Genomic DNA, 25,164 nt, shown 5'->3' with positions numbered 1-25,164 from the left:
TGCCGGGAGGGGTTGTCCATGCGTGTGCGTGCCGTCGCTGTAGCCATTGCCCTTTGCCTGTCCAGCACCGTGCTGGCCGCCGATACCCCGCCGATGACCCCGGATATCAGCGGCAAGCCGTTCGTTGCCCCGGATGTCGGTCGCGACTACGACAAGCGCGTGGTGATGGTGCCGATGCGTGATGGCACCAAGCTGTACACGGTGATCGTGGTGCCCAAGGGCGCCCACAATGCGCCGATTCTGCTGACCCGGACCCCCTATGATGCTGCCGGTCGCGCCAGCCGCAGTGATTCGCCGCGCATGCGCGACCTGTTGCCGCAGGGTGACGAGGTGTTTGTCGACGGCGGCTACATCCGCGTGTTCCAGGATATCCGCGGCAAGTATGGTTCCGAGGGCGATTACGTGATGACCCGGCCGCTGCGCGGGCCGTTGAACAACACCAAAGTCGACCATTCCACCGATGCCTGGGACACCATCGACTGGCTGGTGAAGAACGTACCGGAGAGCAATGGCAAGGTCGGCATGCTCGGCTCGTCGTACGAGGGCTTCACCGTGGTGATGGCGTTGACCGACCCGCATCCGGCGTTGAAGGTGGCCGCACCACAGAGCCCGATGGTCGATGGCTGGATGGGTGACGACTGGCTCAACTACGGTGCGTTCCGCCAGGTCAACTTCAACTACTTCGCCATGCAGACCGAGAAGCGCGGCAAGGGTACGCCGCTGCCCAGCCTCGGCTACGACGACTACAGCACCTTCCTGCGCATCGGCTCGGCAGGCGACTACGCGCGTTTCACCGGCGTGGACCAGTTGACCTGGTGGAAGAAGCTGGTCGAGCATCCGGCCTATGACGGCTTCTGGCAGGGCCAGGCGCTGGACGCGGTGATGGCAAAGACACCGCTGAAGGTGCCGACCATGTGGCTGCAGGGCCTGTGGGACCAGGAGGACATGTGGGGTGCCAACCACGCCTATCAGGCGATGGAAGGACGCGATAGCGGCAACAACCGCAATTACCTGGTGATGGGGCCGTGGCGACACAGCCAGGTGAACTACAGCGGCAGCGAACTGGGTGCGCTGAAGTTCGACGGCGATACCGCGCTGCAGTTCCGCCGCGACGTGCTCAAGCCCTTCTTTGACCAGTACCTGGTGGATGGCGCGCCGAAGGCCGATACGCCACCGGTGCTGATCTACAACACCGGCGAAAACCACTGGGACCGCTTGAAGGGCTGGCCGCGCAGCTGCGACAAGGGGTGTGCCGCCAGCAGCAAGCCGCTGTACCTGCGCGCCGGGGGCAAGCTGGCGTTCCAGGCACCGGCGGCGGGCGAGGGTGATTTCGAGGAATACGTGTCCGACCCGGCCAAGCCGGTGCCGTTCGTGCCGCGCCCGGTGCGCTTCGGCGACCGCGACATGTGGACCACCTGGCTGGTCAAGGACCAGCGCTTTGTCGATGGTCGCCCGGACGTGCTGACCTTCATCACCGAACCGCTGACCGCGCCGCTGCGCATCGGCGGCGCGCCGGTGGTGCATCTGCAGGCCTCGACCAGTGGCACCGACAGTGACTGGGTGGTGAAGCTGATCGACGTGTATCCGGACCAGGAAGCGTCGACGCCGGAAATGGGGGGCTATGAGTTGCCGGTGTCGCTGGCGATCTTCCGTGGCCGCTACCGCGAGAGCTTCAGCGATCCGAAGCCGCTGGCCGCCAACCAGGTGCTGCCGTATCGCTTCGATCTGCCCAACGCCAACCATACGTTCCAGAAGGGCCACCGGGTGATGGTGCAGGTGCAGTCCAGCCTGTTCCCGCTGTACGACCGCAATCCGCAGACCTACGTGCCGAACATCTACCTGGCCAAGCCGGGCGATTACCAGAAGGCCACGCAGCGGGTCTGGCATAGCGCGGCGCAGGCCAGCTACATCGATCTGCCGGTGTATTGAGGCCCGCAGGGTGACGCCGGGCCGTGCCTGGTAGCACGTGGTAGTGCCGGCCGCTGGCCGGCACCCGCAATGGCGCAGGAGCGTGTCGACCAAGGTCGACACCTGCCAGGGCCCGGGCCTTCAGCCCACCTTCGAGGGGCCCGTACGCCAGCGGCTGGGGACCAGGCCGAAGCGCTTGCGGAACGCGGCGGCGAAGTTGCTGGGGTGGCGGTAGCCGCTGGCGGCGGCAGCCTGCTCGACGGTCCATCCGTTTTCGCGCAGGCCCTGTTCGGCATGGCGCATGCGCTGCTCATGCAGGTAGTCGAACACCGAGCTTCCATATTGCTGGGCAAAATGGCGGCGCAAGGAGCTGGGGCTCATGCAGGCCAGCTGGGCCAGTTCGATCAGGCTGTGGGCATGGCTGGGGTCGTCATGCAGGTAGCTGCGCACTCGCTCCAGCCGCTCGCGCTGGCCGGCGCGCAGCGTGCGTACATGCTCGGTCTGCATATCCTCGGCCTGCAGGCCGACGGCCAACACCTGCAGGGCCACGCCTTCGCGCCACAGCGCATCGATGTCGTCCTGCCAGGGGCTGTCGAACAATTGGGCGAGCGTCGGCAGCAAGGCATGCGGAATGGCCCAGTGGCGGCACTGCAGAGGGGAATGAAGGACCCGTTGCAGTGCCGGCAGGCGCAGCATGTCCACGTCCAGATCGGCCGGTACGCTCAAGCTGACCCCGCGCAGGTGGCTGCCACCGGGATGCAGCCCGGCCATCGACACAGGTTCATGGTGGCTGGTGGTCATGCCTGTGCCGGCGCGCAGGGTGAACCCCTTGCGACGAGGAAACTGGACATCCACTTCGCCCTGAAGCATCAGGCGGATGGTCAGGCCGGCACCGTGCACAGCGGTGGCCGTGTAGGTGAACCGGTTGTGCACGTCCGAGGCGATCAGGCCCAGGCCACCGCGCAGTGACTGTTCGTGGACGTCGCCACGCCCTGCCCATTGGTCGTCGCGCAGTTCACTCCCTTCGATCCGGTAGTCGTAGCCATGGCGTTCGCCGAACTGGCGGTAATCAGCAAAAGTGAAATATCGGGACATCGCTCTGCGCAAACACAGGTTGAATTGAATGTGTCGAAGAAACTGGAAGCGTTTCCCATTGTCGCCGCGATTCGCGCGCTTTTGACTTCGATAAGGTCAAAACGATTTGCGATTACGGCCAAAGTGAAAAAGCAGAAGAACATACGCCGGGGTTTTGCACGCATATCCGTACGCAATTCCATACATAAACTGCAGTTGAGGTTTCATGGCTGGAACGATCTGGAGATGCGATGTCAGCCCGGCCATCACGGGCGCGCGCGTAAGGTAGGTAGGTTGGCTGTTGCAGGCCACTTCGATACCCCCGCATTTGGAGAACGCAGATGATTGACTACCAGCTCACCGGCAAGACCGCGATCGTGACCGGAGGCGTGTCGGGCATCGGCCTGGCCGTGGCCCAGACGCTGGCCGCATCCGGTGCCCGTATCTCGGTCTGGGACCTCAAGCAGGATGCAGTGGATGCCACCGTGGCGCAGTTGCGCAGCACCGGCACACAGGCCATCGGCATCGCGCTGGACGTCACCGACGACGCGGCGGTGGAGGCAGCGGTGCAGCGCACGATCAAGGAACTCGACGGCCTGCACGTGGCGGTCAACAACGCCGGCATCAGCGGGCCGGCCGCCGCCAGCGGTGACTATCCTATCGATGGCTGGCAGCGCGTGATCGATGTCAACCTCACCAGCGTGTTCCTGTGCCAGCGTGCGCAGATCCAGGCCATGCGCGCGGCCGGCACGGGCGGCAGCATCATCAACATGGCCTCGATCCTGGGCCAGGTGGGCTATGCCGGTTCCACTGCGTACGTGGCGGCCAAGCACGGCGTGGTCGGGCTGACCCAGACCGCAGCGTGGGAACATGCGGCTGACGGCATCCGTGTCAACGCGGTGGGTCCGGGCTTCATCAGCACGCCACTGCTGGAGAAGATGGACCCGAAGGTGCGCGCCACGCTGGAAGGGCGGCACGCGTTGAAGCGGCTGGGTACGCCGGAGGAAGTGGCCGCATTGGTAGCCTGGCTGGCCAGCGACGATGCCTCGTTCGCGACCGGCACGTACTACGCCATCGATGGTGGCTACCTCGCGCAGTGATGCGCTGAACGCGGGTTGCGGCGTCGCCGGGCATCGCCCGGCGCTACCGGGTGAACGCACTGTGGGGTGGGCCTTCACCTCTGTGCCACGCATGCCACGCGACGCTCAGGAAAATTCCGGAGCCTGCCCATGGAACTCACCCAGGATGTCTCGATCCTGCTGCGCGTAGCCGCAGCGATGCTGTTCGGCGGTGTGCTCGGTGTCGAGCGGGAAATGGGCAAGCACGCCGCCGGCCTGCGTACGCACATGCTCATTGCCGGAGCGGCGGCATTGATCGTCGGTCTCGGCGACTCGGTGGCCGAGCATTTCCAGCAGGAGCGTTACCGCGACCTGCTGCAGGTTGATCCGGTGCGCCTGATCGAAGCGGTGGTGGCCTGCGTCGGCTTCGTGGCCGCTGGCACCATTCTGCGCGGCTCACGCGAGGACCAGGTCAGCGGCTTGACCACGGCCAGTTCGCTGATCATGGCGGCGGCGATCGGGATTGCGGTGGGGATCAGCAAGTACGTGATCGCGATCGGGGTCAGCGTGCTGTGCGTGCTGGTGCTGGCGGTGATGCGGCGGTTGGAGAAACGGATCTCGTAGGGAAGGTCGAGTTGCCGGCCAGCGGCCGGCACCACCATGAAGGCTCAAATGGTCAGACCAATAAAGGGCTAGCCCTATGGTCTAATAGGCTCTTCGTCGGAGTAGCGGTTAAATCCGCTGCACGTGGTCTGATCGCAATCATTAATGGTAATACCAATGATCGACGGCCACGGCGACCCACCGCCTGCGGTGGGCTCCTTCCGTTTCCAGTCGAGAGTCTTCATGCAGCCCTGGCAACACCTGTACGACCCCGCCGGCAACCTGTGGTTGTCGAGCCTGATCGCGCTGCTGCCGATCGCGTTCTTCTTCGTTGCCTTGGCCGTGCTGCGCATGAAGGGCTGGCTGGCCGGCACGATCACCGTGGCCATCGCACTCGGCGTGGCCCTGTTGTTCTACCGCATGCCGTTGCCCCAGGCGCTGGGCGCGGCCGGCTTCGGTTTCGTCTACGGCCTGTGGCCCATCGCGTGGATCATCATCGGTGCGGTGTTCCTCTACAAAGTTTCGGTCAAGACCGGGCAATTCGACATCATCCGCGCCTCGATCCTGTCCGTGACTGAAGACCAGCGCCTGCAGATGCTGATGGTCGGCTTCGCCTTTGGCGCCTTCCTGGAAGGTGCGGCCGGTTTCGGTGCGCCAGTGGCGATAACCGCGGCGCTGCTGGTCGGGCTGGGCTTCAAGCCGCTGTATGCCGCCGGCCTGTGCCTGATCGTCAACACCGCGCCGGTAGCGTTCGGCGCGATGGGCATTCCGATCATCGTGGCCGGGCAGGTCACCGGCCTGGATGCATTCGAGATCGGCCAGATGGCCGGTCGCCAGCTGCCGTTCCTGACCATCATCGTGCTGTTCTGGATCATGGCGATCATGGATGGCTGGCGCGGCATCAAGGAAACCTGGCCGGCGGTGCTGGTGGCCGGTGGCTCGTTCGCCATCGCGCAGTACCTGACCTCCAACTTCATCGGCCCGGAGCTGCCGGACATCACCGCCTCGCTGGCGTCGCTGGTGTGCCTGACCCTGTTCCTGCGCCGCTGGAAGCCGGTACGGATCTTCCGTTTCGACACCGAAACCAGCGCCGAGGCGGCCGCACAGGCGCTGGAGGCACCGCTCCACAGCGTCGGCCAGATCGCCAGGGCATGGTCGCCGTTCCTGATCCTCACCGCGATGGTCACGCTGTGGAGCATCAAGCCGTTCAAGTCGCTGTTCGCGGCGGGCGGCCCGCTGGAAGGCTGGGTGCTGAAGATCCCGGTGCCAGGCCTGGACCAGCTGGTGCAGAAGATGCCACCGATCGTGGCTGCGCCGCTGAGCTATGAAGCCATCTACAAGTTCGACTGGTTCTCGGCCACCGGTACCTCGATCATCCTGGCCGCGTTGATCGCCATCATCGCGCTGCGCATGCCGGTCCGTTCGGCGCTGCAGACCTTCGGCGAGACCGTGCGTGAGCTGCGCATGCCGATCTACTCGATTGGCATGGTGCTGGCGTTCGCCTTCATCGCCAACTACTCGGGACTGTCTGCCACGTTGGCCCTGGCGCTGGCGCATACCGGCGACGCGTTCCCGTTCTTCTCACCGTTCCTGGGCTGGCTGGGCGTGTTCCTGACCGGTTCGGACACCTCGTCCAATGCCTTGTTCTCGGCACTGCAGGCCACCACCGCACAGCAGATCGGCGTGTCCGACGTGCTGCTGGTAGCGGCCAACACCACCGGCGGTGTCACCGGCAAGATGATCTCGCCGCAGTCGATCGCCATTGCCTGCGCGGCGGTCGGCCTGGCCGGCAAGGAGTCGGATCTGTTCCGCTTCACGGTCAAGCACAGCCTGATCTTCACCACGATGGTCGGCCTGATCACCCTGGCCCAGGCTTACTGGCTGACCTGGATGATTCCCTGAGCCATGCGCGGCTGGCCGACCACCCGCTGCGCGCTTCGGGCCACAATGGCGCCATGAGCACGCAACGTATTTCGGACAAGGTGGCCGCGCAGCTGCGCGGCCTGGTGCAGGAACAACGGCTGCAGCCGGGTGACCGGCTGCCGGCCGAGCGCACCCTGGCGGTGCAGCTGGGGGTCTCGCGCACGGCCTTGCGCGAGGCCATCGCGCAGCTGGCCAGCCAGGGTCTGTTGACCGCACGGGTCGGTGGCGGCACCTACGTGGCCGAGCCTGCGGCACGCGCGCGGCAGGCGCTGGATGAACCGCTGGCGCCGTACCTGCCGCTGTTCCAGGGCGACCCGGAATACCGCTTCGACGTGCTGGAGATCCGCCACGCGCTGGAAGGTGCCACCGCCTGGCATGCGGCGCTGCGTGCCACCGACGAGGACCGCGCGCGCATCGCACAAGCCTTCCAGACCATGATGGACGCGCACGGCAAGGACGACCCCACCGGCGAAGCCGAGGCCGACGCGGCCTTCCACCTGTCCATCGCCGAGGCCTCGCACAATCTGGTGCTGCTGCAGGTGATGCGCGGGCTGTTCGAACTGCTGCAGACCAACATCTCGCAGAGCCGCGAAAAGCTCTACACCTCGGCGAGGACCTTCTCGCCGCTGTCCGACCAGCACCGCGAGATGATGGATGCGGTGCTGGCCGGCGACCCCGAACGCGCGCGCGCCGCCGCGCATGCCCACCTCGAGTTCGTGCACACCACACTGCGCACCCTCGATGACAACGAAGCCCGGCGTGCGCGGGCCTCGCGCCTGCCTTCCCCCCACGGTTGACCCCATGATCATCTCCGCCTCCACCGATTACCGTGCTGCTGCCGAACGCCGGCTGCCGCCGTTCCTGTTCCACTACATCGATGGCGGCGCGTATGCCGAGCACACGCTGAAGCGCAACGTTTCCGACCTGTCCGACATCGCGCTGCGCCAGCGCATCCTGCGCAACATGTCCGACCTGAGCCTGGAAACCGAGCTGTTCGGCGAAAAACTGGCGATGCCGGTGGCGCTGGCGCCGGTCGGCCTGACCGGCATGTATGCGCGGCGCGGCGAGGTACAGGCGGCGCGCGCGGCCGACAGCCGCGGCATCCCGTTCACCCTCTCCACGGTGTCGGTGTGCCCGATCGAGGAAGTGGTACCGGCCATCCAGCGGCCGATGTGGTTCCAGCTGTACGTGCTGCGCGACCGTGGCTTCATGCGCAATGCGCTGGAGCGTGCACAGGCTGCCGGCGTGACCACGCTGGTATTCACCGTGGACATGCCGGTGCCGGGCGCGCGCTACCGCGATGCACACTCGGGCATGAGCGGCCCGAATGCCTCGCTGCGCCGCATCGGCCAGGCCATCACCCATCCGCACTGGGCGTGGGACGTGGGCCTGTTCGGCCGCCCGCATGACCTGGGCAACATCTCCACCTACCGCGGCAACCCTACCGGGCTGGAGGATTACATCGGTTGGCTGGGCAGCAACTTCGATCCCTCCATTTCGTGGAAGGACCTGGAGTGGATCCGCGAATTCTGGAAGGGCCCGATGGTGATCAAGGGCATCCTCGACCCGGATGACGCACGTGATGCGGTGAAGTTCGGTGCCGATGGCATCGTGGTCTCCAATCACGGTGGCCGCCAGCTGGACGGCGTGCTGTCCACCGCGCGTGCGTTGCCGGCCATCGCCGATGCGGTGCAGGGCGACCTGAAGATCCTCGCCGATTCCGGCATCCGCACTGGCCTGGACGTGGTGCGCATGCTGGCGCTTGGGGCCGATACCGTGCTGCTGGGACGCGCCTTCATCTATGCGCTGGCCGCGCAGGGCGAGGCCGGCGTGGCCAACCTGCTGGACCTGATCGCCAAGGAAATGCGCGTGGCGATGACCCTGACCGGTGCGCGCCGCATCGCCGACATCGGCCGCGATTCGCTGGTCAGCCTGCCATGAGCGGCCACGACGCCGTGCTGGCACAGTTGCGCGATGCGGTCGGCAATCGCCATGTACTGACCGGCGACAAGGCCACGCGGCGCTTCCGTCGCGGCTACCGCTTCGGCGATGGCCCAGTGCTGGCGGTGGTGCGCCCGGGGACGCTGCTGGAACTGTGGCGCGTGCTGCAGGCAGCGGTGCAGGGCGGCGCCGCGATCATCCTGCAGGCGGCCAACACCGGGCTGACCGGCGGCTCGACCCCGGATGGCGATGACTATGGCCGGCCGATCGTGCTGGTCAGCACGCTGCGCCTGACCGGCATCCAGTTGTTGAACGAAGGCCGGCAGGTGCTGTGCCTGCCTGGCGCGACGCTGGACCGCCTGGAGCAGACGCTGGCCCCGCTGGGTCGCGAACCGCATTCGGTGATCGGCTCGTCCTGCATCGGCGCCTCGGTGCTGGGCGGCATCTGCAACAACTCCGGTGGCGCGCTGGTGCGACGTGGCCCGGCCTACACCGAGCTGGCGCTGTATGCGCAGGTCGATGCGCAGGGCCAGTTGCAGCTGGTCAACCATCTGGGCATCGCGCTGGGTGACACGCCCGAGCAGATCCTGCAGCGCCTGCAGGCCGGTGACTACACGGCCGCCGACGTGGGCGATGGCGACGGCCGTGCGGCTTCCGATCCACGCTATGCCGAGGAAGTACGCAAGGTCGATGCCGATACCCCCGCACGTTTCAACGCCGATCCCAGCCGCCACTTCGAGGCGGCCGGGTCCGCGGGCAAGCTGGCGGTGTTCGCGGTGCGCCTGGACACCTTCGAAAAGGAGGCCGCCGAAGTCTTCTACATCGGCAGCAACCGCACCGACAGCCTCACCGCGATCCGCCGCCAGCTGCTGACCGGCTTCGAGCGCCTGCCGATCGCGGGCGAGTACATTCACCGCGATGCCTATGACATCGGCGAGCGCTACGGCAAGGACAGCTTCCTGCTGATTGATCGCCTCGGTACCTCTCGTGTGCCCGCGGCGTTCGCATTGAAGAGCCGCATCGATGGCTGGTTCGAACGGCTGGGCCTGCGCGGGGTGACCGACCGGGTGATGCAGGTGCTGACCGGCCTGCTGCCCTCGCACCTGCCCAAGCGCATGGGTGAGTTCCGCCAGCGCTATGAGCATCACCTGCTGCTGAAGGTGTCCGCGCAGGACGCAGCGCAAACCGAAGCCTGGCTGCGCGATTTCTTCGCTGGTCACGAAGGCGGCTATTTCCACTGCACGGCCGAGGAGGGGCGCAAGGCGTTCCTGCATCGTTTCGCCGTAGCCGGTGCCGCGGTGCGCTACCGCGAAGTGCATCGTGAGCAGGTGCAGGACATCGTTGCGCTGGACATCGCGCTGCGACGTGACGACGCCGACTGGTTCGAGCAGCTACCACCTGATATCGACGGCCGTCTGCTGCACAAGCTGTATTACGGGCACTTCCTGTGCCACGTGTTCCATCAGGACTACATCGCGCGCAAGGGCGAAGACCCGATGGCGATCGAGCATGCGATGTGGGCGCTGCTGGACCAGCGTGGCGCCGAGTATCCGGCCGAGCACAACGTCGGCCACCTGTACCCGGCCAAGCCGGCGCTGGCCGGGTTCTACAAGCAGCTGGACCCGAGCAATACGTTCAACCCGGGCATCGGCCAGACCTCGAAGGCGAAGGGGTGGGGCAGCTGCGATTGCAGTGGGCATTGAGGACGGAAAGGGCAGTCGAGCATGGCTCGACGCTACAAGGGCGATGCCGGGCAGGCCCGACGCCGTCCGGGTAGCGGTTACCATCGGAATCCCAGCCACAGGAGCCGCACATGCCTTCCATTCCCGTCCGCGCCGCCCTGTGCGCTGCATTGCTGGCGACCCCGCTGCTGGTGCTGGCACAGTCTTCTATCCTGCCGCAGCAGCGCGATGCCGCCGGCAACGTGATGGAACCGCTGGGGCAGGTGCTGATCGCGAGTGAGACTGGACCGTCGGGGCTTTATGACTGCACGCGGGACGGCAACTGGTGCGTGCGCGTGCAGCCGGTCGCCGAGGAGGGTGACCGGCCGAGCGTGCTGGAAGTGCTTGAGAAGGTGCAGGGCCAGGGCAAGCCACACACCTACCACGTCAGCATCGACGTGCCGCAGGAAGCCGACCTGTCACTGTGGCCGTGGATCGTGCGCCTGGCGCCGGGCGTGGGCAGCGACGAAACAGTGACCGACCCGCAGCAGCGCGCCCGCCAGAATGTGCTGGTAGGCGGCATCGTCAAGTTCAGCACCATGTACTCCGGTGGAAGTGCGGACGCGTCCACGCTGCAGTTGGCACGCGTGCGCCACCTGCAGGACGACATCCAGGTGGACGACGACGTGCTGACCGTGCCATGGCTGGGCAATGCGATGATCCGCGCCTGTTTCAGCGAGCAGGACATGAAGCAGCGCGCAGGCGCCTGCCACGACGAATACGGGTTCTCGGCCAAGCTCGGGCTGGATCCGGTGGCCGAGGGCATGCCGGTGCTGCGCTACCAGACCGTGGCGACCCGGTTCCCGGCGGGTGTTTCGCGCTTCGAGGATTCGCTGGCCAAGGGCCCGCTGAAGAAGAAGGACCTGCGCACCGAGCAGGACCCGGCGTGCAGCTACACGCGGCTGTTCCGCTTCAGTGATGGGGTGTTCAACCCCGACCAGGCTCTGCCGGACTGCGCGGGGTATACCGAACCCTGACATGTAGCGTCGAGCCATGCTCGACTGGGGTTTTCTGTAGAGCCGAGCCTGCCCTCGGCTGTCACGGAAGCGCAGCCGAGCGTGGGCTCGGCTCTACAGCGCCTACTCGCAGCGGGTGGCGGTGATGATGTTGTCCTTGTCCACGTACACGCGCAGGCGATCCTGGCGGATGTCCTTGGTGGTGATGGTGCTGGGGCCGATCGGGTTGACCAGGCCGGCGCCGCTCTCGCTGGACAAGCGGCGGATGTTGGGTTCGTTGGCCGGCTGGCCGATTGCCCAGCCCAGCTGGCTGGCATCGCAGTGGCCGGTACCCTTGACCTGCGGGCCAGGGGTGCTGACGCAGGCCGACAGCAGCAGGGCCGACGCAGGCAGTAGCAGGGACAGACGGAAGGCGGACATGCGAGCGCTCCTGCGCAGGGAAGATGGGCGGAACGATAGCACCCGTCGCGCGAAAGGCGTCAGCACTCCGGTCATTGCCGGCACAGCGTGGTCATTGCATAGTGGCAGGGATGGCTGGCAGCACGCCAGCGGGCAGGCCGGGCCATTCCGGTGCAGGTGTTGGATACGCTATGACGGCAGGCAGTTTGCGCGACAAGCGCAGGGCGAGAAGGGTACTGGCGGTGTCGGTGCTGGGCGTGGCGTTTGCCGCCTCTGCCATCGAACCGGCGCCGGACGCCGCTGCGGAAGCGCCGGTGTTCGGTGCCTGGCGCAACCTGCAGACCGAGGCAGGCTACGCACCCGCTCAGCGCAACCTGGCGTTCGCGATGCTGCCGCAGGCCGCCACTCGTGGCGATCGATTCGCCATTGTCGATCGTGAGGGCAAGCGCGCGGTGTGCTGCCTGCAGGTGGCCAGCCCGTCGCTGGGCGTGGCCGCACTGCGCGAGCAATACCACCTGCCACAGGCCTGGGTGACCGACCTCAGCAATGGCCGCAGCCCGGCACGCCCCTACCTGCCGCACGTCTATGCGATGCAGCGCGTGGATGAGCTGGCTGACTATGGTTTCACCGATGTGCCGGGGGCCTATAGCGACCTGGGTGGACTGCTGATTCCCGAAGGTGCCGCGCTGGAGGCCGATGGCAGCGCCGTGCGCCTGGGTGATGACCGTTATCCCCTGCATTTCCAGCGCCAGCCGCACGCCGAAGATGATGGCGCACTGGACCGCTACACCCTGCAGGCGGGCGAGGGCGTGGCTCCGATCGTGGTTGAAGTGCCGTTCGGCACCTACTGATTGCAGCACCGCACTGGCTAGAATGCAGCGCGGCACCGCCTGCCGTGCCTGTTCCGTGAGTCGCCGCCGTGTCCCTGCGCCCGTTGCTGCTGTCGCCCCTGCTGCTGTTGTCCGCCTGTGCGAGCGCGCCGCCTCCGCCGCCCGCCCATTCCGATGCGCTGTAGCGCCTGATCGAGCGTGACTGCCAGGCAGCTGACGGCCCGCGCGGCAGCTGCCTGCGGGTAGAGACGGCAACCGGCCGCCGTGACGTGCTGGTCAAGGATGCACACGGTGACTACCAGTTCCTGCTGATGCCGCTGGACAAGGTAAGTGGCATCGAGAACCGCGGTCTTTACCAGCGTGGGGCGCCGAACTACTTCGCTGCGGCCTGGCAGGCGCGCAGCCACACCGAACAAGCCTTGCGGCAACCGCTGCCGCGCAACGTCGCGAGCCTGGCATTGAACTCGCCGCACGGCCGTTCGCAGCACCAGCTGCATATCCACGTGGATTGCCTGCGTGGCGACGTGTTGCAGGCGTTGGACGTGCATGCCGCTGCCCTGGGCAGCCAGTGGTCACCGTTGCCGGTGCCGCTGCGCGGTCATCAGTACCAGGCCCGCCTGTTGCCGGGCGCGGAACTGACCGCCAATCCGCTCAATCTGCTGGCCTATGACCTCGCCGGCGTGGACGACGTGGGCCAGTGGAGCCTGGTGGTGGCGGGACGGGATCCGGTGCAGGGTGGCCCGGGTTTCATCCTGCTGGCCACCCGTGTGGACCCCGGCACCGGCAACGAGGCCAGCGCTGAAGAGCTGCAGGACCACGCCTGCGCAGTGCTGACCGGCGCAGGTGCATCGCTGGAGCGGGTCCGCTAACTCTCGGGGTGCTGGCGGCTGCGCCAGACCGGCGCGGTCAGTGCCAGCAGCTGGCGATCCTGCCAACCGTCCAGATCCAGGTGGTGGTCGCGCAGCAGCCCTTCCTGTTCGAAGCCGAAGGCGTGCAGTGCAGTGGCGAACGGGCTGCTGCAGTCCGGTGGCAGCATCACGAACAGGCGGTGCACGCCCACATCCTCGAAAAGGAACGGGCACAGCGCCCGCAGCGCTGCATCCGCGTGCGGGTGCCAATGCTGCAGCGACAGCAGCTCGGCGCAGCGCGTATGCAAGCACTGCAGGCGGACATGCAACTGGTCCAGCACGGTGCCGTGCTCGTCATCGAATACCCCCAGCATCAGCTGATCGTTGTCCTGCTCCAGCCGCGAGCGGTGCATGTGGGCCAGGAAGCGGGCTTCCTCGTCGATACCCGCCGGATGGCGTCGGCCGCGCCGGCGGCGATCATCGAACAGGCGCCAGCGCGGCAGGTCGGTACGCTGGAACGGGCGCAGGGTGACCGGTGCGGCCTGCAGCTGCAGCAGGTGACGGCGCAGCACCGGTCGCAACGGGGGGAGAAGCGAGGTGGGATACGGGATCATCATCCCCGGCACGATGGCCGTGCCCGCCTCCCTGCACCATTCAAAACATTGCAAAAAATGCGGTGAGCGGAGCCGGGGGTCTGATTCGGTTCAGGCATAAGCCCATCAGGGCTGGTCATTTCCGTTGAAACCACCCATTCAGGACACTTTCGTTACGGGATCGTTATGTGCCGCACAGGCCACGGCTCCCCCGTACCACCCGCCCACTCCCCCAGGAAGCCCATGTCCGCCTCCCACAAGGCGTTGCGCCCGCGTCCGCTGGTGCTCGCGCTGTCGTCCCTGATGCTGGTCTCGCTGCCGGCCTTCGCGCAGGAAAGCGCACCCACCACATTGCAGGAAGTGAAGGTCACCGGCTCGCGCATTCCCCGTGCCAGTGTCGAGGGGCCCTCGCCGGTGACGGTGATCAGCCGCGAGCAGATCGATGCGCAGGGCTACCGCAATGCCTTCGACGCGCTGAGCGCGCTGACCGAGAACACCGGCAACGTGCAGGGCGAGGACTTCGGCAATACGTTCACGCCGGCCGCCAACACCATCAACCTGCGTGGACTGGGTCCGAACCGCACGCTGGTGCTGGTCAACGGCCGCCGCCAGGCCGACTACCCGCTGGCCTACGAGGGCTCGGTGAACGTGGTCAACCTCGCCAACATTCCCAGCGCCCTGATCGAGCGCATCGAGGTGCTCGCCGCGGGTGCGTCGGCGGTGTATGGCTCCGATGCCATCGCCGGCGTGGTCAACATCATCCTCAAGGACCGCTTTGAAGGCGTGGACGTGAACGTGCGCGCCGGCGGCACCCAGCAGGGCGGGGGTGACAACCAGCGGGCGCAGGTGGTCGGTGGCAGTTCCGGCGAGCGTTGGGATGCGCTGTTCGGCTTCGAGTTCGACGTGCGCAAGGCGATCCACGCGCGCCAACGCGACTTCATGGATTCACTGGACGATGATCCGGCCGGCAAGGCGCCGCAGGCGACCGCGATCGCCTATCGCCGCAATGCTGCCACCGGCCGCAACATCGATCCGGGCGTGAGCGGCTGCGACGCAGCGTCGGGCATTTATGGCGGCAGCGTGTTCCGTGCCAACAACCCGCGCCAGGGCTGGTACTGCGGCAGCAACGAGGCCGCCGCCAGCTACTGGACCGTGCAGACCCAGAAGCGCAACCTCAATGGCTATGGCCTGTTGACCTTCCACGTCAACGACACCACCGACCTGTTCGCCGATGTCGCCGTGGGCAGCGCGCGCATCTACAACAACACGCGTGCGCCGACCTGGACGTCGTCACGCAACTACTTCTACAACCAGAACAGCGGGAACCTGGAGAGCTGGTACCGCCGCTTCGCGCCGGAGGAAATCGGTGGCCTGCCGCGCAATGCCAATCGGTTCCTGGAGAACTCGTGGTCGTTCAACCTGGGCGCGCGCGGCCAGATCGGCGACAGCGGCTGGGACTACGAGGCGGTCTACAGCCGTTCGCGCTACGAGAACCGCACCCGTCGCCCGGTGCTGCTGGCCGGCATCAACGAGTACCTGCTGGGCCCGAAGCTGGGCGTGCGCAATGGCGTGGAGGTCTATGCGCCGGACCCGGTGCGCCTGTTCAAGCCTTTGACTCCGAACGAGTACGAGGGCCTGTCCGACTATCAGGAAAGTCGCAACGCGGCGTGGCTGCAGACCTTCAGCGCCAGCATCAATGGCCGCCTGTTCGCACTGCCGGGCGGCGATGCTGCGCTGGCGGCGGTGGTCGAGGCCGGCAGCCAGGGCTACCGCAACCGCCCGGACCCGCGCCTGGGCACCGGCGAGTTCTGGAACACCAGCGCCGGTATCGGTGCCGGCGGTGATCGTGATCGCTATGCGGCCGGCGTTGAACTGCAGTTGCCGTTGCTGCAATCGCTGACCACCACGCTGGCCGGCCGCTACGACCAGTACCGCGCAGGCGGCGAGCACATCGGCAAGGCGACCTGGAGCTTCGGCGTCGAGTTCCGCCCGATCGAGAGCCTGTTGATCCGCGGCTCTGCTGCGACCAGCTTCCGTGCGCCGGACATGAACTACGTGTTTGCCACCGAGACCCGCGGCTACAACCCGGGCATGACCGATTACTGGCGCTGCCGTACTGCAGGCCAGTCGTACGACAACTGCGACTACAACGGCCTGTCGATCGACTACAGCAACCGTGCCAACGCACAGCTGCAGCCGGAAACCGCCAAATCCTATGGGTTCGGCGTGGTCTGGTCGCCGCTGTCCGGGCTGGACTTCAGTGCTGACTACTACGACATCCGCATCGACAATGAGGTCACCAGCCTCGACACCAGCCGTATTCTTCGTGATGAAGCCGATTGCCGCCTGGGACGCACGTTGGGTGGCGAAGCGCGCGATATCGGTTCACCGCTGTGCCAGGACGCGCTGTCGCGGGTGATCCGCAACCCGTCCAATGCCACGGTGCAGCCGGACCAGGTAACCCGCGTGCTGATCAATCCGATCAACGCGGCCTCCGAGTCGGTGCGCGGCCTGGACCTGAAAGGCAACTGGCGCTTCGACGCCGGCCGCTACGGCCGCTTCACCACGCGCCTGGCCTATACCGTGGTGCTGGAGCATAAATACCGGCAGTTCTCCGATGATCCGGAGCGTGACATCCGCAATTCACTGGATGACTACCAGTGGCGCAGCAAGGCCAATGGCAGCATCACCTGGAACCAGGGCGACTGGACCACCACGCTGTACGGCAATCGTTTCGGTTCACTGCCGAAGACCGATGGCAGTGGCCGCATCGCGCCGTACATGACCTACAACGCCAGCGTGTTCCGCCAGTTCGGCGAGAACCTGTCGGTGGGCGTGATCGTCAACAACCTGCGTGACAGCCGCCCGCCGGCGGACAGGAACGGGGGCGGCTGGCCGTTCTACCCGGTCGGCAACTACGACCCGTATGGCCGCCAGTACTGGCTGCGGCTGGACTACCGGTTCCGCTGATCGGGCGGGCAGACAGAAGGCCCGGCAATGCCGGGCCTTCTGCTGTCTAGACACCGCGGTGATGGCGCGCGCCGGTCGGCTAGGGCAGGGCCTGTTGCAGGTACGACTCGATGACGTAGCTGAAGGGCTGCTGCTGGCGATCGCGTAGCAGCGCGCGCACTTCCAGGACCACGCCGTCGTCGCCTTCGCCACGCGGTGGCCAGAACGTCTGGTCAGCCAGGGTCTGGCGCTGGAAACCGAGCGGGCCGACCACGCGGCCAAAGGGTTCGTCGGTGCTGTCCAGCACCTGGTTCATGGCCGGGCTGAGATGGTCCGGCAGGTACCAGTTGTCGGCCTCGGACAGCACGCGGCTGCCACAGACCAGCTGTACCCGGCGGTAGCGCAGCGCGGTGCCAGGCTGCGTCGCACCCAGCGCCTGCAGCACATCGGCAGGGGCAGGCTTGTCCTGGCCATGCACACGCACCGCGCGCACCCGCGCCTGTTCGGCCAGGCCGTGTTCGGCGCACCAGTGTTCCAGGGTGGCGGTGGCGCTCTGCCCGGACAGCACACGCTGGTGCAACCGCTCGACGAGGGCAGCCGATGCGATGCGCTGTTGGCCCGGCGGCGCCTGCAGCGGCGCGGTGGCGGCCGTATCGGCGGCGGACAGGCTGGCCATCGGGGCAGCAGCGAGCAGGGACGCGGCCTGCCAGCGGCGGAGGCGATCGTGGCGGTCGGACGGGCCCATGCGGCATCACAGCGGAAACAGGCGCCCATGTTACCCGTTCAGGCGTGTGCACGGCGTGGCTGCGACCGGTTGTCGCAGGGTAATCATCGTTCTGGTGAATGCGTGCCATCCAGATATTTCGTTGGCCGATGGCAGCGCCGGCGCTCAGGATGGCGCCATGGCTTGGCTTTCCCGGAGTTTCCGATGACGCTTCAGTTCGTCCATGGCGGTGTAGACCGCTACGGCGCGCCACTGCATTTCCATATCCGTGACGGCCGCATCAGTGGCCTCAATGGCGAGGCCTCGCCGGCCGACGGGGCGGAATGCGTCGACCTGCAGGGCTTCGCGGTCCTGCCCGGGCTGGTCGACGGCCACATCCATCTGGACAAGAGTTTTGTCGGCGACCGCTGGCACCCGCATCAACCGGTGAACAGCCTGCGTGAGCGGTTGGCGGTAGAGAAGGCCGCGGTAGCGAGTGCCGCGCCGATGGTGGACCGTGCCGAGGCATTGATCCGCCAGTGCAGCCGCTTCGGCACGGTGGCCATGCGCTGCCACGTCGACATCGACGGCAGCACGGGCCTGCGTCATCTCGAAGCGGTGCGCGAGGCGGCGCTGCGCTGCGCCGACATCATGCGGATCCAGCTGGTGGCGTTCCCGCAGGCCGGGGTGATGTCCTGTCCGGGTACCGCCGCCGTGCTTGAGCAGGCCCTTGCAGCGGGCGTGGAGGTGCTGGGAGGCATCGACCCGACCACGCTGGATGGCGATGCTGAGGGCCAGCTGGCACTGCTGTTCGGCCTGGCCGAGCGCTATGGCGTGCGCCTGGACATCCACCTGCATGAGCCCGGCGAAACCGGACTGGCCCAGTTGCTGCGCATTGCCGCGCGGACCCGGGCCGCTGGCCTGCAGGGGCGGGTGGCGGTCAGTCATGCCTACTCGCTGGGCGACGTGCCGCTGGCGCGCGCGTTGCAGGTGGGCGAGGCGCTGGCCACGGCGGGTGTGGCGATCATGAGCAACGCGCCGGGTGATCATCCATTTCCGCCTTTGCGCGCACTGCATGATGCGGGCGTGCGCGTGTTCGCCGGCAACGACAACATCCGCGACTGCTGGTGGCCTTACGGCAACGGCGATCTGCTGCAGCGGGCGATGCTGCTGGGCTACCGCTCGGGCTTCTACACCGATGCCGACCTGATGCTGGCGCTGGACATGGTCACGACCCATGCGGCGCAGGAGATCGGGCTGCCGCAATACGGTCTCGTGGAAGGGCATCCGGCCACTTTCGTGGCCGTGCGGGCCGATCATGGCCCGGCTGCCGTGGCCGGGGTGCCGGTGCAGCGCCGGGTAGTGGTGGATGGCCGTTGGCTGTAGACCACGCCGCGCCAGCTCCGTGTAGTGCCGAGCCATGCCCGGCGGCTTTCAGGCGTAATCGTCTGCGCGGGTGGCGACGAACTCTTCCAGCCACGCCAGCAGATGGGCGATGTCGATGACCTCGCCCTGCTCCACGCGCTTGAGCAGCAGGGTGCCGGCGCCGATCTGCAAGTTGCTGTCGGCATGGCGCAGCACCGCGTCGATGCCCCAGGCATCGGTGACCTGCATCCAGGCCAGGCCCGGCACGCGTTGCGCCAGAGTGTCACCGAACGCCACGCCCAGGGCTTCCCAGCCGCCGCAGTCGTCACGATCGATCAGTTCGGCATCGACCACGCGCTGCAATGTGCTGGCGGCCAGCGGCCATTGCACCGGCAACGTCGGGAAGCTGGCGGCCACGCGCGCGGCGATCAGTGCACGCTGGTGCTGCAGGTGCGTCTGCAGCGCCGCAGGCAGGGGATCGAAGCGGGTCGGGGTTTCGTCGGACATGGCGAGGCGCCGTGGAGCACGGAATCAAGGGGCACTGTACGAGGCCATGATGCCTGCCGTGCGGCAAGATTGATCAGATATCGATGATCAATGCGCGTAAGGCATCCACGCGTGGCGTGGACCTACCGTGGTCAATCCGGTTCGCGCTGTACCTGCCGCCACAGCTCGCTGGCCAGTGCCCGCACCGCATCATCGGCATCGGCACGATGCAGCAGGCCGATTTCGTAGTTGTCGATCACCGGCAGCCCGCGCTCGCCATCGATGATGCGGTGCTCGCGCGTGACCGCGCGGCGCGGCAGCAGGCTGATGCCGATGCCATCAGCCACCGCGCCCTGGATGCCACTCAGCGACGAACTGGTGAAGGCAATGCGCCAGCGCAGGCCCAGCGCTTCCACGGCGTGGATCATCTCGTCGCGGTACAGCCCTCGCGGCGGGAAGGTGACCAGCGGCAGCGGGTCCTGCTGCAGGCAGCTGCTGCGCAGGCTGTCGATCCAGTGCATCGGCTCGCGGCGGCAGTGCACCGCCTGGCGGCTGTTGCGGCGCTGCTTGACCAGCACCAGGTCCAGCTCGCCGTGGTCGAAACCCTGTGCCAGGGCGCGGCTCAGGCCGCTGCTGATCTCCAGCTTCACCTGCGGGTGGCGGCGGCTGAAGGCGGCCAGCATGCGAGTGGTCTGCGGGTTGACGAAGTCTTCGGGTACGCCGATGCGGACCGCGGTTTCCACCGTCGCGCCGGCCAGCGCCTGTGCCATTTCCTCGTTCAGGTCGAGCATGCGCCGCGCATAGCCGAGCAGGGTGTGGCCGGCGTCGGTGGGGTGTACATCGCGGTGGCCGCGCTCGAGCAGGCGATGCCCGGCCAGTTCCTCCAGCCGCCGTACCTTCTGGCTGACCGTGGACTGCGTCGAATGCAGGCGCGTGGCCGCCGTGGTGAAGCTGCCGCAGTCGGCCACCATCACCAGCGCCCGCAGCAGGTCCAGTTCGAACAGGGTTCTATTCGATTTGGCACTGTCTTGCATTTGAACATTTCACTTCTGGATACCCAGGCCGACTTCTACCATGCGGGGCAGGGGCCGGCAATGCGCGGCCCCTGCGACCATCGCCCTGCGGCGATGGAGAAAAGGAGACACCGTGATGCGCTTCCATTGCCCTGCTGGCTGGCCTGCACCGTTCACGCGCGTGCTGTTGTTGTGTCTGCTGGCCATGGTCACCCCTGCCTGCACTGCCAGCTCCAGAGCTGACGCAGACGCGCGCCTGCGTGATGCCGCCAGCCGCGGCGATGCCGAGGCGGTGCGCGGCGCACTGGCCGATGGTGCTGATCTTGAGGCGCGCGATGGCCAGGGCCGCACGGCGCTGCTGCTGGCCACGCAGGGCAACAACGTGGATGCCGCGCGCGAACTGATCGAGGCCGGGGCGGACGTCAATGCCAAGGATGCGCTGCAGGACAGTGCCTACCTGTATGCCGGCGCGCGCGGCCTGGATGAGATCCTGGCGATGACCCTGGCGCACGGCGCCGATCTGCGCAGCACCAACCGCTATGGGGGCACTGCGTTGATTCCGGCCGCCGAGCGCGGCCACGTCACCACCGTGCGCATGCTGCTGCGTGCAGGTGTGGCGGTGGACCACGTCAACCGCCTGCACTGGACCGCGCTGCTGGAAGCGATCCTGCTTGGCGACGGTGGTGAACGCCATGTGCAGATCGTGCAGCTGTTGCTGGAGGCCGGTGCCGACCCGGAGCTGGCCGACGGCGATGGCGTAACGCCACTGGCGCACGCGCGCCAGCGTGGCTATGCCGGCATTGAAACCCTGCTGCGCCAGCACGGCGCGGCGCGCTGAACCGCTACTCCTTCCACCCGCACGCTGGCCGTGCCTACCAGGATGCTGTCCATCATGTTCCGTTCCCGCCCGTTGTCCCTTGCCATCCTTCTTGCGGTGGCGCCGCTGTCGGCATCTGCTGCCGAGCGCGCCGACCTGCTGATCCGCAATGCCATCGTGGTCGACGTCGAGCACGCCAGCGCGCGGGCCGGGCAGAGCGTGGTGATCCGCGGCGAGGACATCGTCGCGGTGGGCCCGGACGCGCAGCTGCGCGGCCAGTGGAGCGCGGCCCGCCAGATCGATGCCAAGGGCAAATACCTGATCCCGGGCCTGTGGGACATGCATGTGCACTTCGGTGGCGGCCCGGCGCTGATCGAAGAGAACAAGGCGCTGCTGCCGCTGTACATCGCGCACGGCATCACCACCGTGCGTGACTGTTCCGGCGATCTGCCCGAGCAGGTGCTGCAGTGGCGTGGTGAGATCGCCAGGGGCACGCTGTTCGGCCCGCGCCTGCTCAGCTCGGGCGCGAAGATCGAAGGCATCAAGCCGGTCTGGAAGGGCACGATCGAAGTGGGTAGCGAGGCCGACGTCGACAAGGCGATCACCCGACTGCAGCACGATAAGGTCGATTTCGTGAAGATCACCGACAGCACGCTGAAGCCGGATCTGTTCCTGTATTCGGCCAGCGCCGCGCGCAAGGCCGGCTTCAAGGCCTCGGGCCACATTCCGATGGCGCTGACGGTGGAGCAGGCGGTCGATGCCGGCCTGGCCTCGATCGAGCACCTGGACTACGCATTCAAGGCCGGCAGCAAGGACGAAGCGAAGATCGCCGCCGACTTCGGCGCCGGCCGCATCGACCGCGCGGAAGCCAATCGCCGCCTCGACGCCAGCTTCGACCGTGACACCGCGATGCACGCCTACCGTGATTTCGCCAAGCGCGGCGTATTCGTGACCCCGACCCTCAACGGTGGCCGTATCCTCGATTTCCTGGACCAGGATGACCACGCCAACGATCCGTACCTGGCCTACATCGGCCCGGGCCTGCGCGCGACCTACCAGTGGCGCGTGGACCGAGCCGCGAAGGCGACGCCGGCACAGATCGAGGCGCGCCACGCGCAGTACCACCAGGTGGCGGCCGTGCTGCCGTTGCTGCAGGAGGCGGGCGTGACGATCATTGCCGGCACCGATGCGGGCTTCCTCAACTCGTTCAACTTCCCGGGCATCGCCCTGCACCAGGAACTGCAGCTGTTCGTGAAGGAGGGTCTGAGCGCGCCGCAGGCGCTGTCGGCCGCAACCCGTTCCGGCCCGGCCTGGTTCGGCCAGATGGACCGCTACGGTGGTGTCGCGCAGGGCAAGGCCGCCGACCTGGTGCTGCTGACCGCCAACCCGCTGCAGGACATCGCCGCCACCGAGAAGATCGACAGCGTGATCCTGCGCGGCAACGTGTATGACCGCGCCGCGCTGGACAAGATGCTGGCCGACACCAAGGCCAAGGTCGCGGCGTGGAATGCAGAGGCGGCGAAAGCTGACTGATTGCGGGGTTGGACGGAATCCACGCATGGCGTGGATCTACCGTACCCTCAGTAGATCCACGCCATGCGTGGATGATGCGGCCGGTGACCTAGCGCGGTGCCGGCCGCATTCCGTGCAGCTGCGGCAACGCGGCCTTCATCGCATCGATGAAGGCGCGCAGCCGTGGCGGCTGCTGGCGCGCGGCAGGAAACACGACGTGGACCGGCAGTGCCGGCGCCTGCCAGTCCGGCAGCAGCTGCACCAGCCGTCCTTGTGCGAGGTCGTCGGCCACCAGCCAGGCCGAGACCACCGCTGCGCCCAGCCCGGCGCGTGCAGCCTGCTGTACCACGAACAGGTTGTCGCTGAGCAGGCGCGGGCTGATCGAAAGGGTATGCGCGCGTCCCTGCGCGTCATGCAGCAGCAGGCGTTCGCGGTAGTAGGTGACCAGCGAGATCCACGGCAGTGACTGTGCCTGTTCCGGCGTGCTGACCGCCGTGGCGTCCACCAGCGAGGGCGCTGCCACGACGATGCGCGGCACTTCCGCGAGCGGCAGTGCAACCATGCGCGGTTCGTCGACTGGGCCCACCCGGACCGCGCAGTCGATACCTTCGGCGATGAAATCCGGGCGCCGATCTTCCAGGATCCACTCCAGGCTCAGCTGCGGGTGCTGGGCGAGGAATGCGAGCATGGTCGGCAGCAGCTGCGCCTGGCCAAAGGCGTGCGGCACCATCACCCGCAGGCGTCCGCGCAGCGTTTCCGGTTCGCCGTTCAGTTCGGCCTGCAGCGACTCCCATTCGTCGACCACGCGCTGCGCATGACGCTGGCAGCGCAGGCCGTCCTCGGTCAGTTGCAGGCCATGGGTGGAGCGCTGCAGCAGGCGCAGGCCGAGCTGCCGCTCCAGTGCCTGCAGGCGTCGGCTGACCGTCGGCTGGGTGGTGCCCAGCTGCAGGGCCGCAGCAGACAGGCTGCCGGCATCGACGATGCGCAGGAAGGTGCGCAGCAGATCCAGGCGATCAGCGCCGGTGGCGAGGTCATTCATGCGTGTGGCGTATGAAGTATATGTGCCAGAGCCTACTACAGACGTTTGGCGAATACAGGCAGGATACGCCCACTTCCTCTACGGGGCTCCCCCATGTCTACCCCCTCGCTGTCTGTTGCGGCCGCACCGGCGACCGTGCCTTCCGCCCCATTGGTGCTGGCAATGGCGGCCGGTGCCGGCTTCTCGGTCGCGTCGCTGTATTACAGCCAGCCCATGCTGGGCCTGATCGCGCAGGACCTTGGCGCCGGTGAGCGCGCCGCCGGCCTGGTGCCAACCCTGACCCAGCTCGGCTACGCACTGGGCATCCTGCTGCTGGCACCGCTGGGCGATCGCTTCGACCGCCGCCATCTGATCCTGTTGAAGTCCGCGCTGCTGGCGCTGGCACTGGGCGCCGCCGCGATGGCCGGGCACCTGCCGGGCCTGTTGATGGCCAGCCTGCTGGTCGGGCTGATGGCAACGCTGGCGCAGGACATCGTTCCCGCCGCTGCGGTGCTGGCACCGGATGCGCAGCGCGGCCAGATCGTCGGCCGGGTGATGACCGGCCTGCTGCTCGGCATCCTGTTGTCGCGGGTGGTCAGTGGTGTGGTGGCTGAAGCGTGGGGTTGGCGCACGCAGTTCGTGCTGGCGGCGGTATCGGTGGCGGCGATGGGCGCGGTGATGGCGCGTGCACTGCCGCGTTTCGCGCCGACCAGCACGCTGCGCTATCCGGCGTTGCTGGGCTCATTGCTGGCGTTGTGGCGTGAGCAGCCGCAGCTGCGACGTGCAGTGGCCAGCCAGTCGCTGCTGGCGGCCGGCTTCAGTGCGTTCTGGTCGACCCTGGCGCTGATGCTGCATGCCCGCCTGGGGCTGGGCAGTGCGGCGGCGGGTGCGTTTGGTATTGCGGGTGCGGCCGGTGCATTGGCCGCGCCGTTTGCCGGCCGTTTCGCTGATCGACTGGGGTGCCATGCGGTGGCACGGCTGGCGATTGCGGTGGCGCTGCTGGGCTTCGGCCTGCTGCTGGCCGAAGGCTGGTTGCCGGCCGCCGCGCTGCTGCCGTTGCTGGTGGTGAGTGCGCTGCTGTTCGACTTCGGCTTCCAGTCGGCGCTGGTGGCGCACCAGACCCTGGTCTACGGCCTGGTGCCGCCGGCACGCAGCCGGCTCAATGCGCTGTTGTTCACCGGCATGTTCATCGGCATGGCCGCCGGCGGTGCGCTGGGCAGCCTGGCGCTGGCGCAGTGGGGGTGGCACGGCGTGGCCTGGCTGGCGGTGGTGTGTGCGGGCGGCAGCCTGGCACTGCGTTTGAAGTAGGGGGTTGTTCGGCAGGTCTTGCAGCCCTGCACCTGCTGGAGGCAACAGCAACAGCAACAGCGGGGTTCCTGTAGGGAGGCGGGGTGGGTCCGGTTGCGGGGGACGCCGTGAATCCCCAGTCCGGCCCAGCCGCTGGCGG

General features: G+C 67.1%; 21 protein-coding genes and 1 pseudogene. 15 read left to right on the top strand and 7 right to left on the bottom strand.

Going from position 1 to position 25,164, the window contains the following annotated elements:
* Nucleotides 1-18 precede the first annotated feature (18 nt).
* On the top strand, nucleotides 19-1,929 hold the full coding sequence (locus ACSDHM_RS10735; RefSeq protein WP_088496135.1) for a CocE/NonD family hydrolase: 1,911 nt from the start codon (nucleotides 19-21) through the stop codon (nucleotides 1,927-1,929).
* A 120-nt stretch (nucleotides 1,930-2,049) separates the two neighbouring features.
* Here ACSDHM_RS10735 and ACSDHM_RS10730 read toward each other — a convergent pair whose 3' ends face one another.
* On the bottom strand, nucleotides 2,050-3,003 hold the full coding sequence (locus ACSDHM_RS10730; RefSeq protein WP_072167468.1) for a helix-turn-helix transcriptional regulator: 954 nt from the start codon (nucleotides 3,001-3,003) through the stop codon (nucleotides 2,050-2,052).
* A gap of 320 nt (nucleotides 3,004-3,323) precedes the next feature.
* On the opposite strand from ACSDHM_RS10730, the gene ACSDHM_RS10725 reads away from it, so the two are divergent.
* The 7 genes from ACSDHM_RS10725 (at nucleotide 3,324) to ACSDHM_RS10695 (ending at nucleotide 11,205) form a co-directional block, all read left to right on the top strand.
* Nucleotides 3,324-4,082: an SDR family NAD(P)-dependent oxidoreductase gene (locus tag ACSDHM_RS10725; protein ID WP_072167469.1), complete on the top strand. Its 759-nt coding sequence runs from the start codon at nucleotides 3,324-3,326 to the stop codon at nucleotides 4,080-4,082.
* A 129-nt stretch (nucleotides 4,083-4,211) separates the two neighbouring features.
* Nucleotides 4,212-4,664: an MgtC/SapB family protein gene (locus tag ACSDHM_RS10720; protein WP_005413774.1), complete on the top strand. Its 453-nt coding sequence runs from the start codon at nucleotides 4,212-4,214 to the stop codon at nucleotides 4,662-4,664.
* Between the two features lie 222 nt (nucleotides 4,665-4,886).
* Complete coding sequence (gene lldP / locus ACSDHM_RS10715) at nucleotides 4,887-6,545, top strand: L-lactate permease (RefSeq protein ID WP_227837776.1); 1,659 nt, start codon at nucleotides 4,887-4,889, stop codon at nucleotides 6,543-6,545.
* 53 nt (nucleotides 6,546-6,598) lie between these two features.
* A complete protein-coding gene (lldR, locus tag ACSDHM_RS10710; RefSeq protein ID WP_012511377.1) occupies nucleotides 6,599-7,363 on the top strand; it encodes a transcriptional regulator LldR in 765 nt (254 codons plus the stop codon).
* Nucleotides 7,364-7,367: 4 nt separating this feature from the next.
* Nucleotides 7,368-8,507 carry an FMN-dependent L-lactate dehydrogenase LldD gene (lldD, locus tag ACSDHM_RS10705; RefSeq protein ID WP_088497346.1) on the top strand — a complete coding sequence of 380 codons (1,140 nt, stop codon included), beginning with the start codon at nucleotides 7,368-7,370 and terminating at the stop codon, nucleotides 8,505-8,507.
* Nucleotides 8,504-10,210 (top strand): D-lactate dehydrogenase, encoded by a 1,707-nt coding sequence (gene dld / locus ACSDHM_RS10700; RefSeq protein WP_088497345.1) that lies wholly within the window; start codon nucleotides 8,504-8,506, stop codon nucleotides 10,208-10,210. The genes lldD and dld overlap by 4 nt, the downstream gene beginning before the upstream one ends.
* Before the next feature lie 110 nt (nucleotides 10,211-10,320).
* Nucleotides 10,321-11,205 carry a hypothetical protein gene (locus ACSDHM_RS10695; RefSeq protein WP_188240881.1) on the top strand — a complete coding sequence of 295 codons (885 nt, stop codon included), beginning with the start codon at nucleotides 10,321-10,323 and terminating at the stop codon, nucleotides 11,203-11,205.
* Between the two features lie 102 nt (nucleotides 11,206-11,307).
* Here the strand turns inward: ACSDHM_RS10695 and ACSDHM_RS10690 are convergent, their stop codons facing one another.
* Entirely contained in the window at nucleotides 11,308-11,604 is a 297-nt protein-coding gene (locus ACSDHM_RS10690; protein WP_005417035.1) for a hypothetical protein, read from the bottom strand.
* A gap of 170 nt (nucleotides 11,605-11,774) precedes the next feature.
* On the opposite strand from ACSDHM_RS10690, the gene ACSDHM_RS10685 reads away from it, so the two are divergent.
* Nucleotides 11,775-12,434: a decarboxylase gene (locus tag ACSDHM_RS10685; RefSeq protein WP_134971855.1), complete on the top strand. Its 660-nt coding sequence runs from the start codon at nucleotides 11,775-11,777 to the stop codon at nucleotides 12,432-12,434.
* A gap of 68 nt (nucleotides 12,435-12,502) precedes the next feature.
* Nucleotides 12,503-13,282 (top strand): annotated as a pseudogene (locus ACSDHM_RS10680) (CDP-diacylglycerol diphosphatase).
* Here ACSDHM_RS10680 and ACSDHM_RS10675 read toward each other — a convergent pair.
* Nucleotides 13,279-13,878, bottom strand: coding sequence for a GNAT family N-acetyltransferase (locus ACSDHM_RS10675; RefSeq protein WP_072167476.1), 600 nt, complete (start codon nucleotides 13,876-13,878; stop codon nucleotides 13,279-13,281). The pseudogene ACSDHM_RS10680 and the gene ACSDHM_RS10675 sit on opposite strands and share 4 nt — an antisense overlap.
* A 219-nt stretch (nucleotides 13,879-14,097) precedes the next feature.
* On the opposite strand from ACSDHM_RS10675, the gene ACSDHM_RS10670 reads away from it, so the two are divergent.
* Nucleotides 14,098-16,824, top strand: coding sequence for a TonB-dependent receptor plug domain-containing protein (locus ACSDHM_RS10670; protein WP_439426262.1), 2,727 nt, complete (start codon nucleotides 14,098-14,100; stop codon nucleotides 16,822-16,824).
* A 79-nt stretch (nucleotides 16,825-16,903) separates the two neighbouring features.
* On the opposite strand, the gene ACSDHM_RS10665 is transcribed toward ACSDHM_RS10670, so the two are convergent.
* Nucleotides 16,904-17,548, bottom strand: coding sequence for a hypothetical protein (locus tag ACSDHM_RS10665; RefSeq protein WP_072167478.1), 645 nt, complete (start codon nucleotides 17,546-17,548; stop codon nucleotides 16,904-16,906).
* Between the two features lie 183 nt (nucleotides 17,549-17,731).
* Between ACSDHM_RS10665 and ACSDHM_RS10660 the strand changes: the two genes are divergently transcribed.
* Nucleotides 17,732-18,892, top strand: coding sequence for an amidohydrolase family protein (locus ACSDHM_RS10660; RefSeq protein ID WP_439426261.1), 1,161 nt, complete (start codon nucleotides 17,732-17,734; stop codon nucleotides 18,890-18,892).
* A 48-nt stretch (nucleotides 18,893-18,940) separates the two neighbouring features.
* Here the strand turns inward: ACSDHM_RS10660 and ACSDHM_RS10655 are convergent, their stop codons facing one another.
* Together ACSDHM_RS10655 and ACSDHM_RS10650 are read right to left on the bottom strand one after the other, a co-directional pair.
* On the bottom strand, nucleotides 18,941-19,378 hold the full coding sequence (locus ACSDHM_RS10655) for a DUF3806 domain-containing protein (RefSeq protein ID WP_088497338.1): 438 nt from the start codon (nucleotides 19,376-19,378) through the stop codon (nucleotides 18,941-18,943).
* 131 nt (nucleotides 19,379-19,509) lie between these two features.
* On the bottom strand, nucleotides 19,510-20,391 hold the full coding sequence (locus ACSDHM_RS10650) for a LysR substrate-binding domain-containing protein (RefSeq protein WP_072167481.1): 882 nt from the start codon (nucleotides 20,389-20,391) through the stop codon (nucleotides 19,510-19,512).
* 115 nt (nucleotides 20,392-20,506) lie between these two features.
* Here ACSDHM_RS10650 and ACSDHM_RS10645 point away from each other — a divergent pair, with 115 nt between their 5' ends.
* Nucleotides 20,507-21,208, top strand: coding sequence for an ankyrin repeat domain-containing protein (locus ACSDHM_RS10645; protein ID WP_088497337.1), 702 nt, complete (start codon nucleotides 20,507-20,509; stop codon nucleotides 21,206-21,208).
* Between the two features lie 54 nt (nucleotides 21,209-21,262).
* Nucleotides 21,263-22,720: an amidohydrolase family protein gene (locus tag ACSDHM_RS10640; protein ID WP_072167483.1), complete on the top strand. Its 1,458-nt coding sequence runs from the start codon at nucleotides 21,263-21,265 to the stop codon at nucleotides 22,718-22,720.
* Nucleotides 22,721-22,808: 88 nt separating this feature from the next.
* Here the strand turns inward: ACSDHM_RS10640 and ACSDHM_RS10635 are convergent, their stop codons facing one another.
* Nucleotides 22,809-23,738: a LysR family transcriptional regulator gene (locus tag ACSDHM_RS10635; protein WP_005417015.1), complete on the bottom strand. Its 930-nt coding sequence runs from the start codon at nucleotides 23,736-23,738 to the stop codon at nucleotides 22,809-22,811.
* 93 nt (nucleotides 23,739-23,831) lie between these two features.
* On the opposite strand from ACSDHM_RS10635, the gene ACSDHM_RS10630 reads away from it, so the two are divergent.
* Nucleotides 23,832-25,025, top strand: coding sequence for an MFS transporter (locus ACSDHM_RS10630; RefSeq protein ID WP_439426260.1), 1,194 nt, complete (start codon nucleotides 23,832-23,834; stop codon nucleotides 25,023-25,025).
* The last annotated feature ends 139 nt before the right edge of the window (nucleotides 25,026-25,164 follow it).

It is taken from the genome of Stenotrophomonas sp. T8 (assembly GCF_051853085.1).
GTDB lineage: Bacteria > Pseudomonadota > Gammaproteobacteria > Xanthomonadales > Xanthomonadaceae > Stenotrophomonas > Stenotrophomonas sepilia.
Note: the sequence above shows the minus strand (reverse complement) of the source record. Positions and strands in the feature narration are given on the sequence as shown.

What these genes read in the sequence shown, in the direction of transcription:
- ACSDHM_RS10735 (WP_088496135.1), top strand. Translation starts at nt 19, where the DNA reads ATGCGTGTGCGTGCCGTCGCTGTAGCCATTGCCCTTTGCCTGTCCAGC.
- ACSDHM_RS10730 (WP_072167468.1), bottom strand. Translation starts at nt 3,003, where the DNA reads ATGTCCCGATATTTCACTTTTGCTGATTACCGCCAGTTCGGCGAACGC.
- ACSDHM_RS10725 (WP_072167469.1), top strand. Translation starts at nt 3,324, where the DNA reads ATGATTGACTACCAGCTCACCGGCAAGACCGCGATCGTGACCGGAGGC.
- ACSDHM_RS10720 (WP_005413774.1), top strand. Translation starts at nt 4,212, where the DNA reads ATGGAACTCACCCAGGATGTCTCGATCCTGCTGCGCGTAGCCGCAGCG.
- lldP (WP_227837776.1), top strand. Translation starts at nt 4,887, where the DNA reads ATGCAGCCCTGGCAACACCTGTACGACCCCGCCGGCAACCTGTGGTTG.
- lldR (WP_012511377.1), top strand. Translation starts at nt 6,599, where the DNA reads ATGAGCACGCAACGTATTTCGGACAAGGTGGCCGCGCAGCTGCGCGGC.
- lldD (WP_088497346.1), top strand. Translation starts at nt 7,368, where the DNA reads ATGATCATCTCCGCCTCCACCGATTACCGTGCTGCTGCCGAACGCCGG.
- dld (WP_088497345.1), top strand. Translation starts at nt 8,504, where the DNA reads ATGAGCGGCCACGACGCCGTGCTGGCACAGTTGCGCGATGCGGTCGGC.
- ACSDHM_RS10695 (WP_188240881.1), top strand. Translation starts at nt 10,321, where the DNA reads ATGCCTTCCATTCCCGTCCGCGCCGCCCTGTGCGCTGCATTGCTGGCG.
- ACSDHM_RS10690 (WP_005417035.1), bottom strand. Translation starts at nt 11,604, where the DNA reads ATGTCCGCCTTCCGTCTGTCCCTGCTACTGCCTGCGTCGGCCCTGCTG.
- ACSDHM_RS10685 (WP_134971855.1), top strand. Translation starts at nt 11,775, where the DNA reads ATGACGGCAGGCAGTTTGCGCGACAAGCGCAGGGCGAGAAGGGTACTG.
- ACSDHM_RS10675 (WP_072167476.1), bottom strand. Translation starts at nt 13,878, where the DNA reads ATGATGATCCCGTATCCCACCTCGCTTCTCCCCCCGTTGCGACCGGTG.
- ACSDHM_RS10670 (WP_439426262.1), top strand. Translation starts at nt 14,098, where the DNA reads ATGTCCGCCTCCCACAAGGCGTTGCGCCCGCGTCCGCTGGTGCTCGCG.
- ACSDHM_RS10665 (WP_072167478.1), bottom strand. Translation starts at nt 17,548, where the DNA reads ATGGGCCCGTCCGACCGCCACGATCGCCTCCGCCGCTGGCAGGCCGCG.
- ACSDHM_RS10660 (WP_439426261.1), top strand. Translation starts at nt 17,732, where the DNA reads ATGACGCTTCAGTTCGTCCATGGCGGTGTAGACCGCTACGGCGCGCCA.
- ACSDHM_RS10655 (WP_088497338.1), bottom strand. Translation starts at nt 19,378, where the DNA reads ATGTCCGACGAAACCCCGACCCGCTTCGATCCCCTGCCTGCGGCGCTG.
- ACSDHM_RS10650 (WP_072167481.1), bottom strand. Translation starts at nt 20,391, where the DNA reads ATGCAAGACAGTGCCAAATCGAATAGAACCCTGTTCGAACTGGACCTG.
- ACSDHM_RS10645 (WP_088497337.1), top strand. Translation starts at nt 20,507, where the DNA reads ATGCGCTTCCATTGCCCTGCTGGCTGGCCTGCACCGTTCACGCGCGTG.
- ACSDHM_RS10640 (WP_072167483.1), top strand. Translation starts at nt 21,263, where the DNA reads ATGTTCCGTTCCCGCCCGTTGTCCCTTGCCATCCTTCTTGCGGTGGCG.
- ACSDHM_RS10635 (WP_005417015.1), bottom strand. Translation starts at nt 23,738, where the DNA reads ATGAATGACCTCGCCACCGGCGCTGATCGCCTGGATCTGCTGCGCACC.
- ACSDHM_RS10630 (WP_439426260.1), top strand. Translation starts at nt 23,832, where the DNA reads ATGTCTACCCCCTCGCTGTCTGTTGCGGCCGCACCGGCGACCGTGCCT.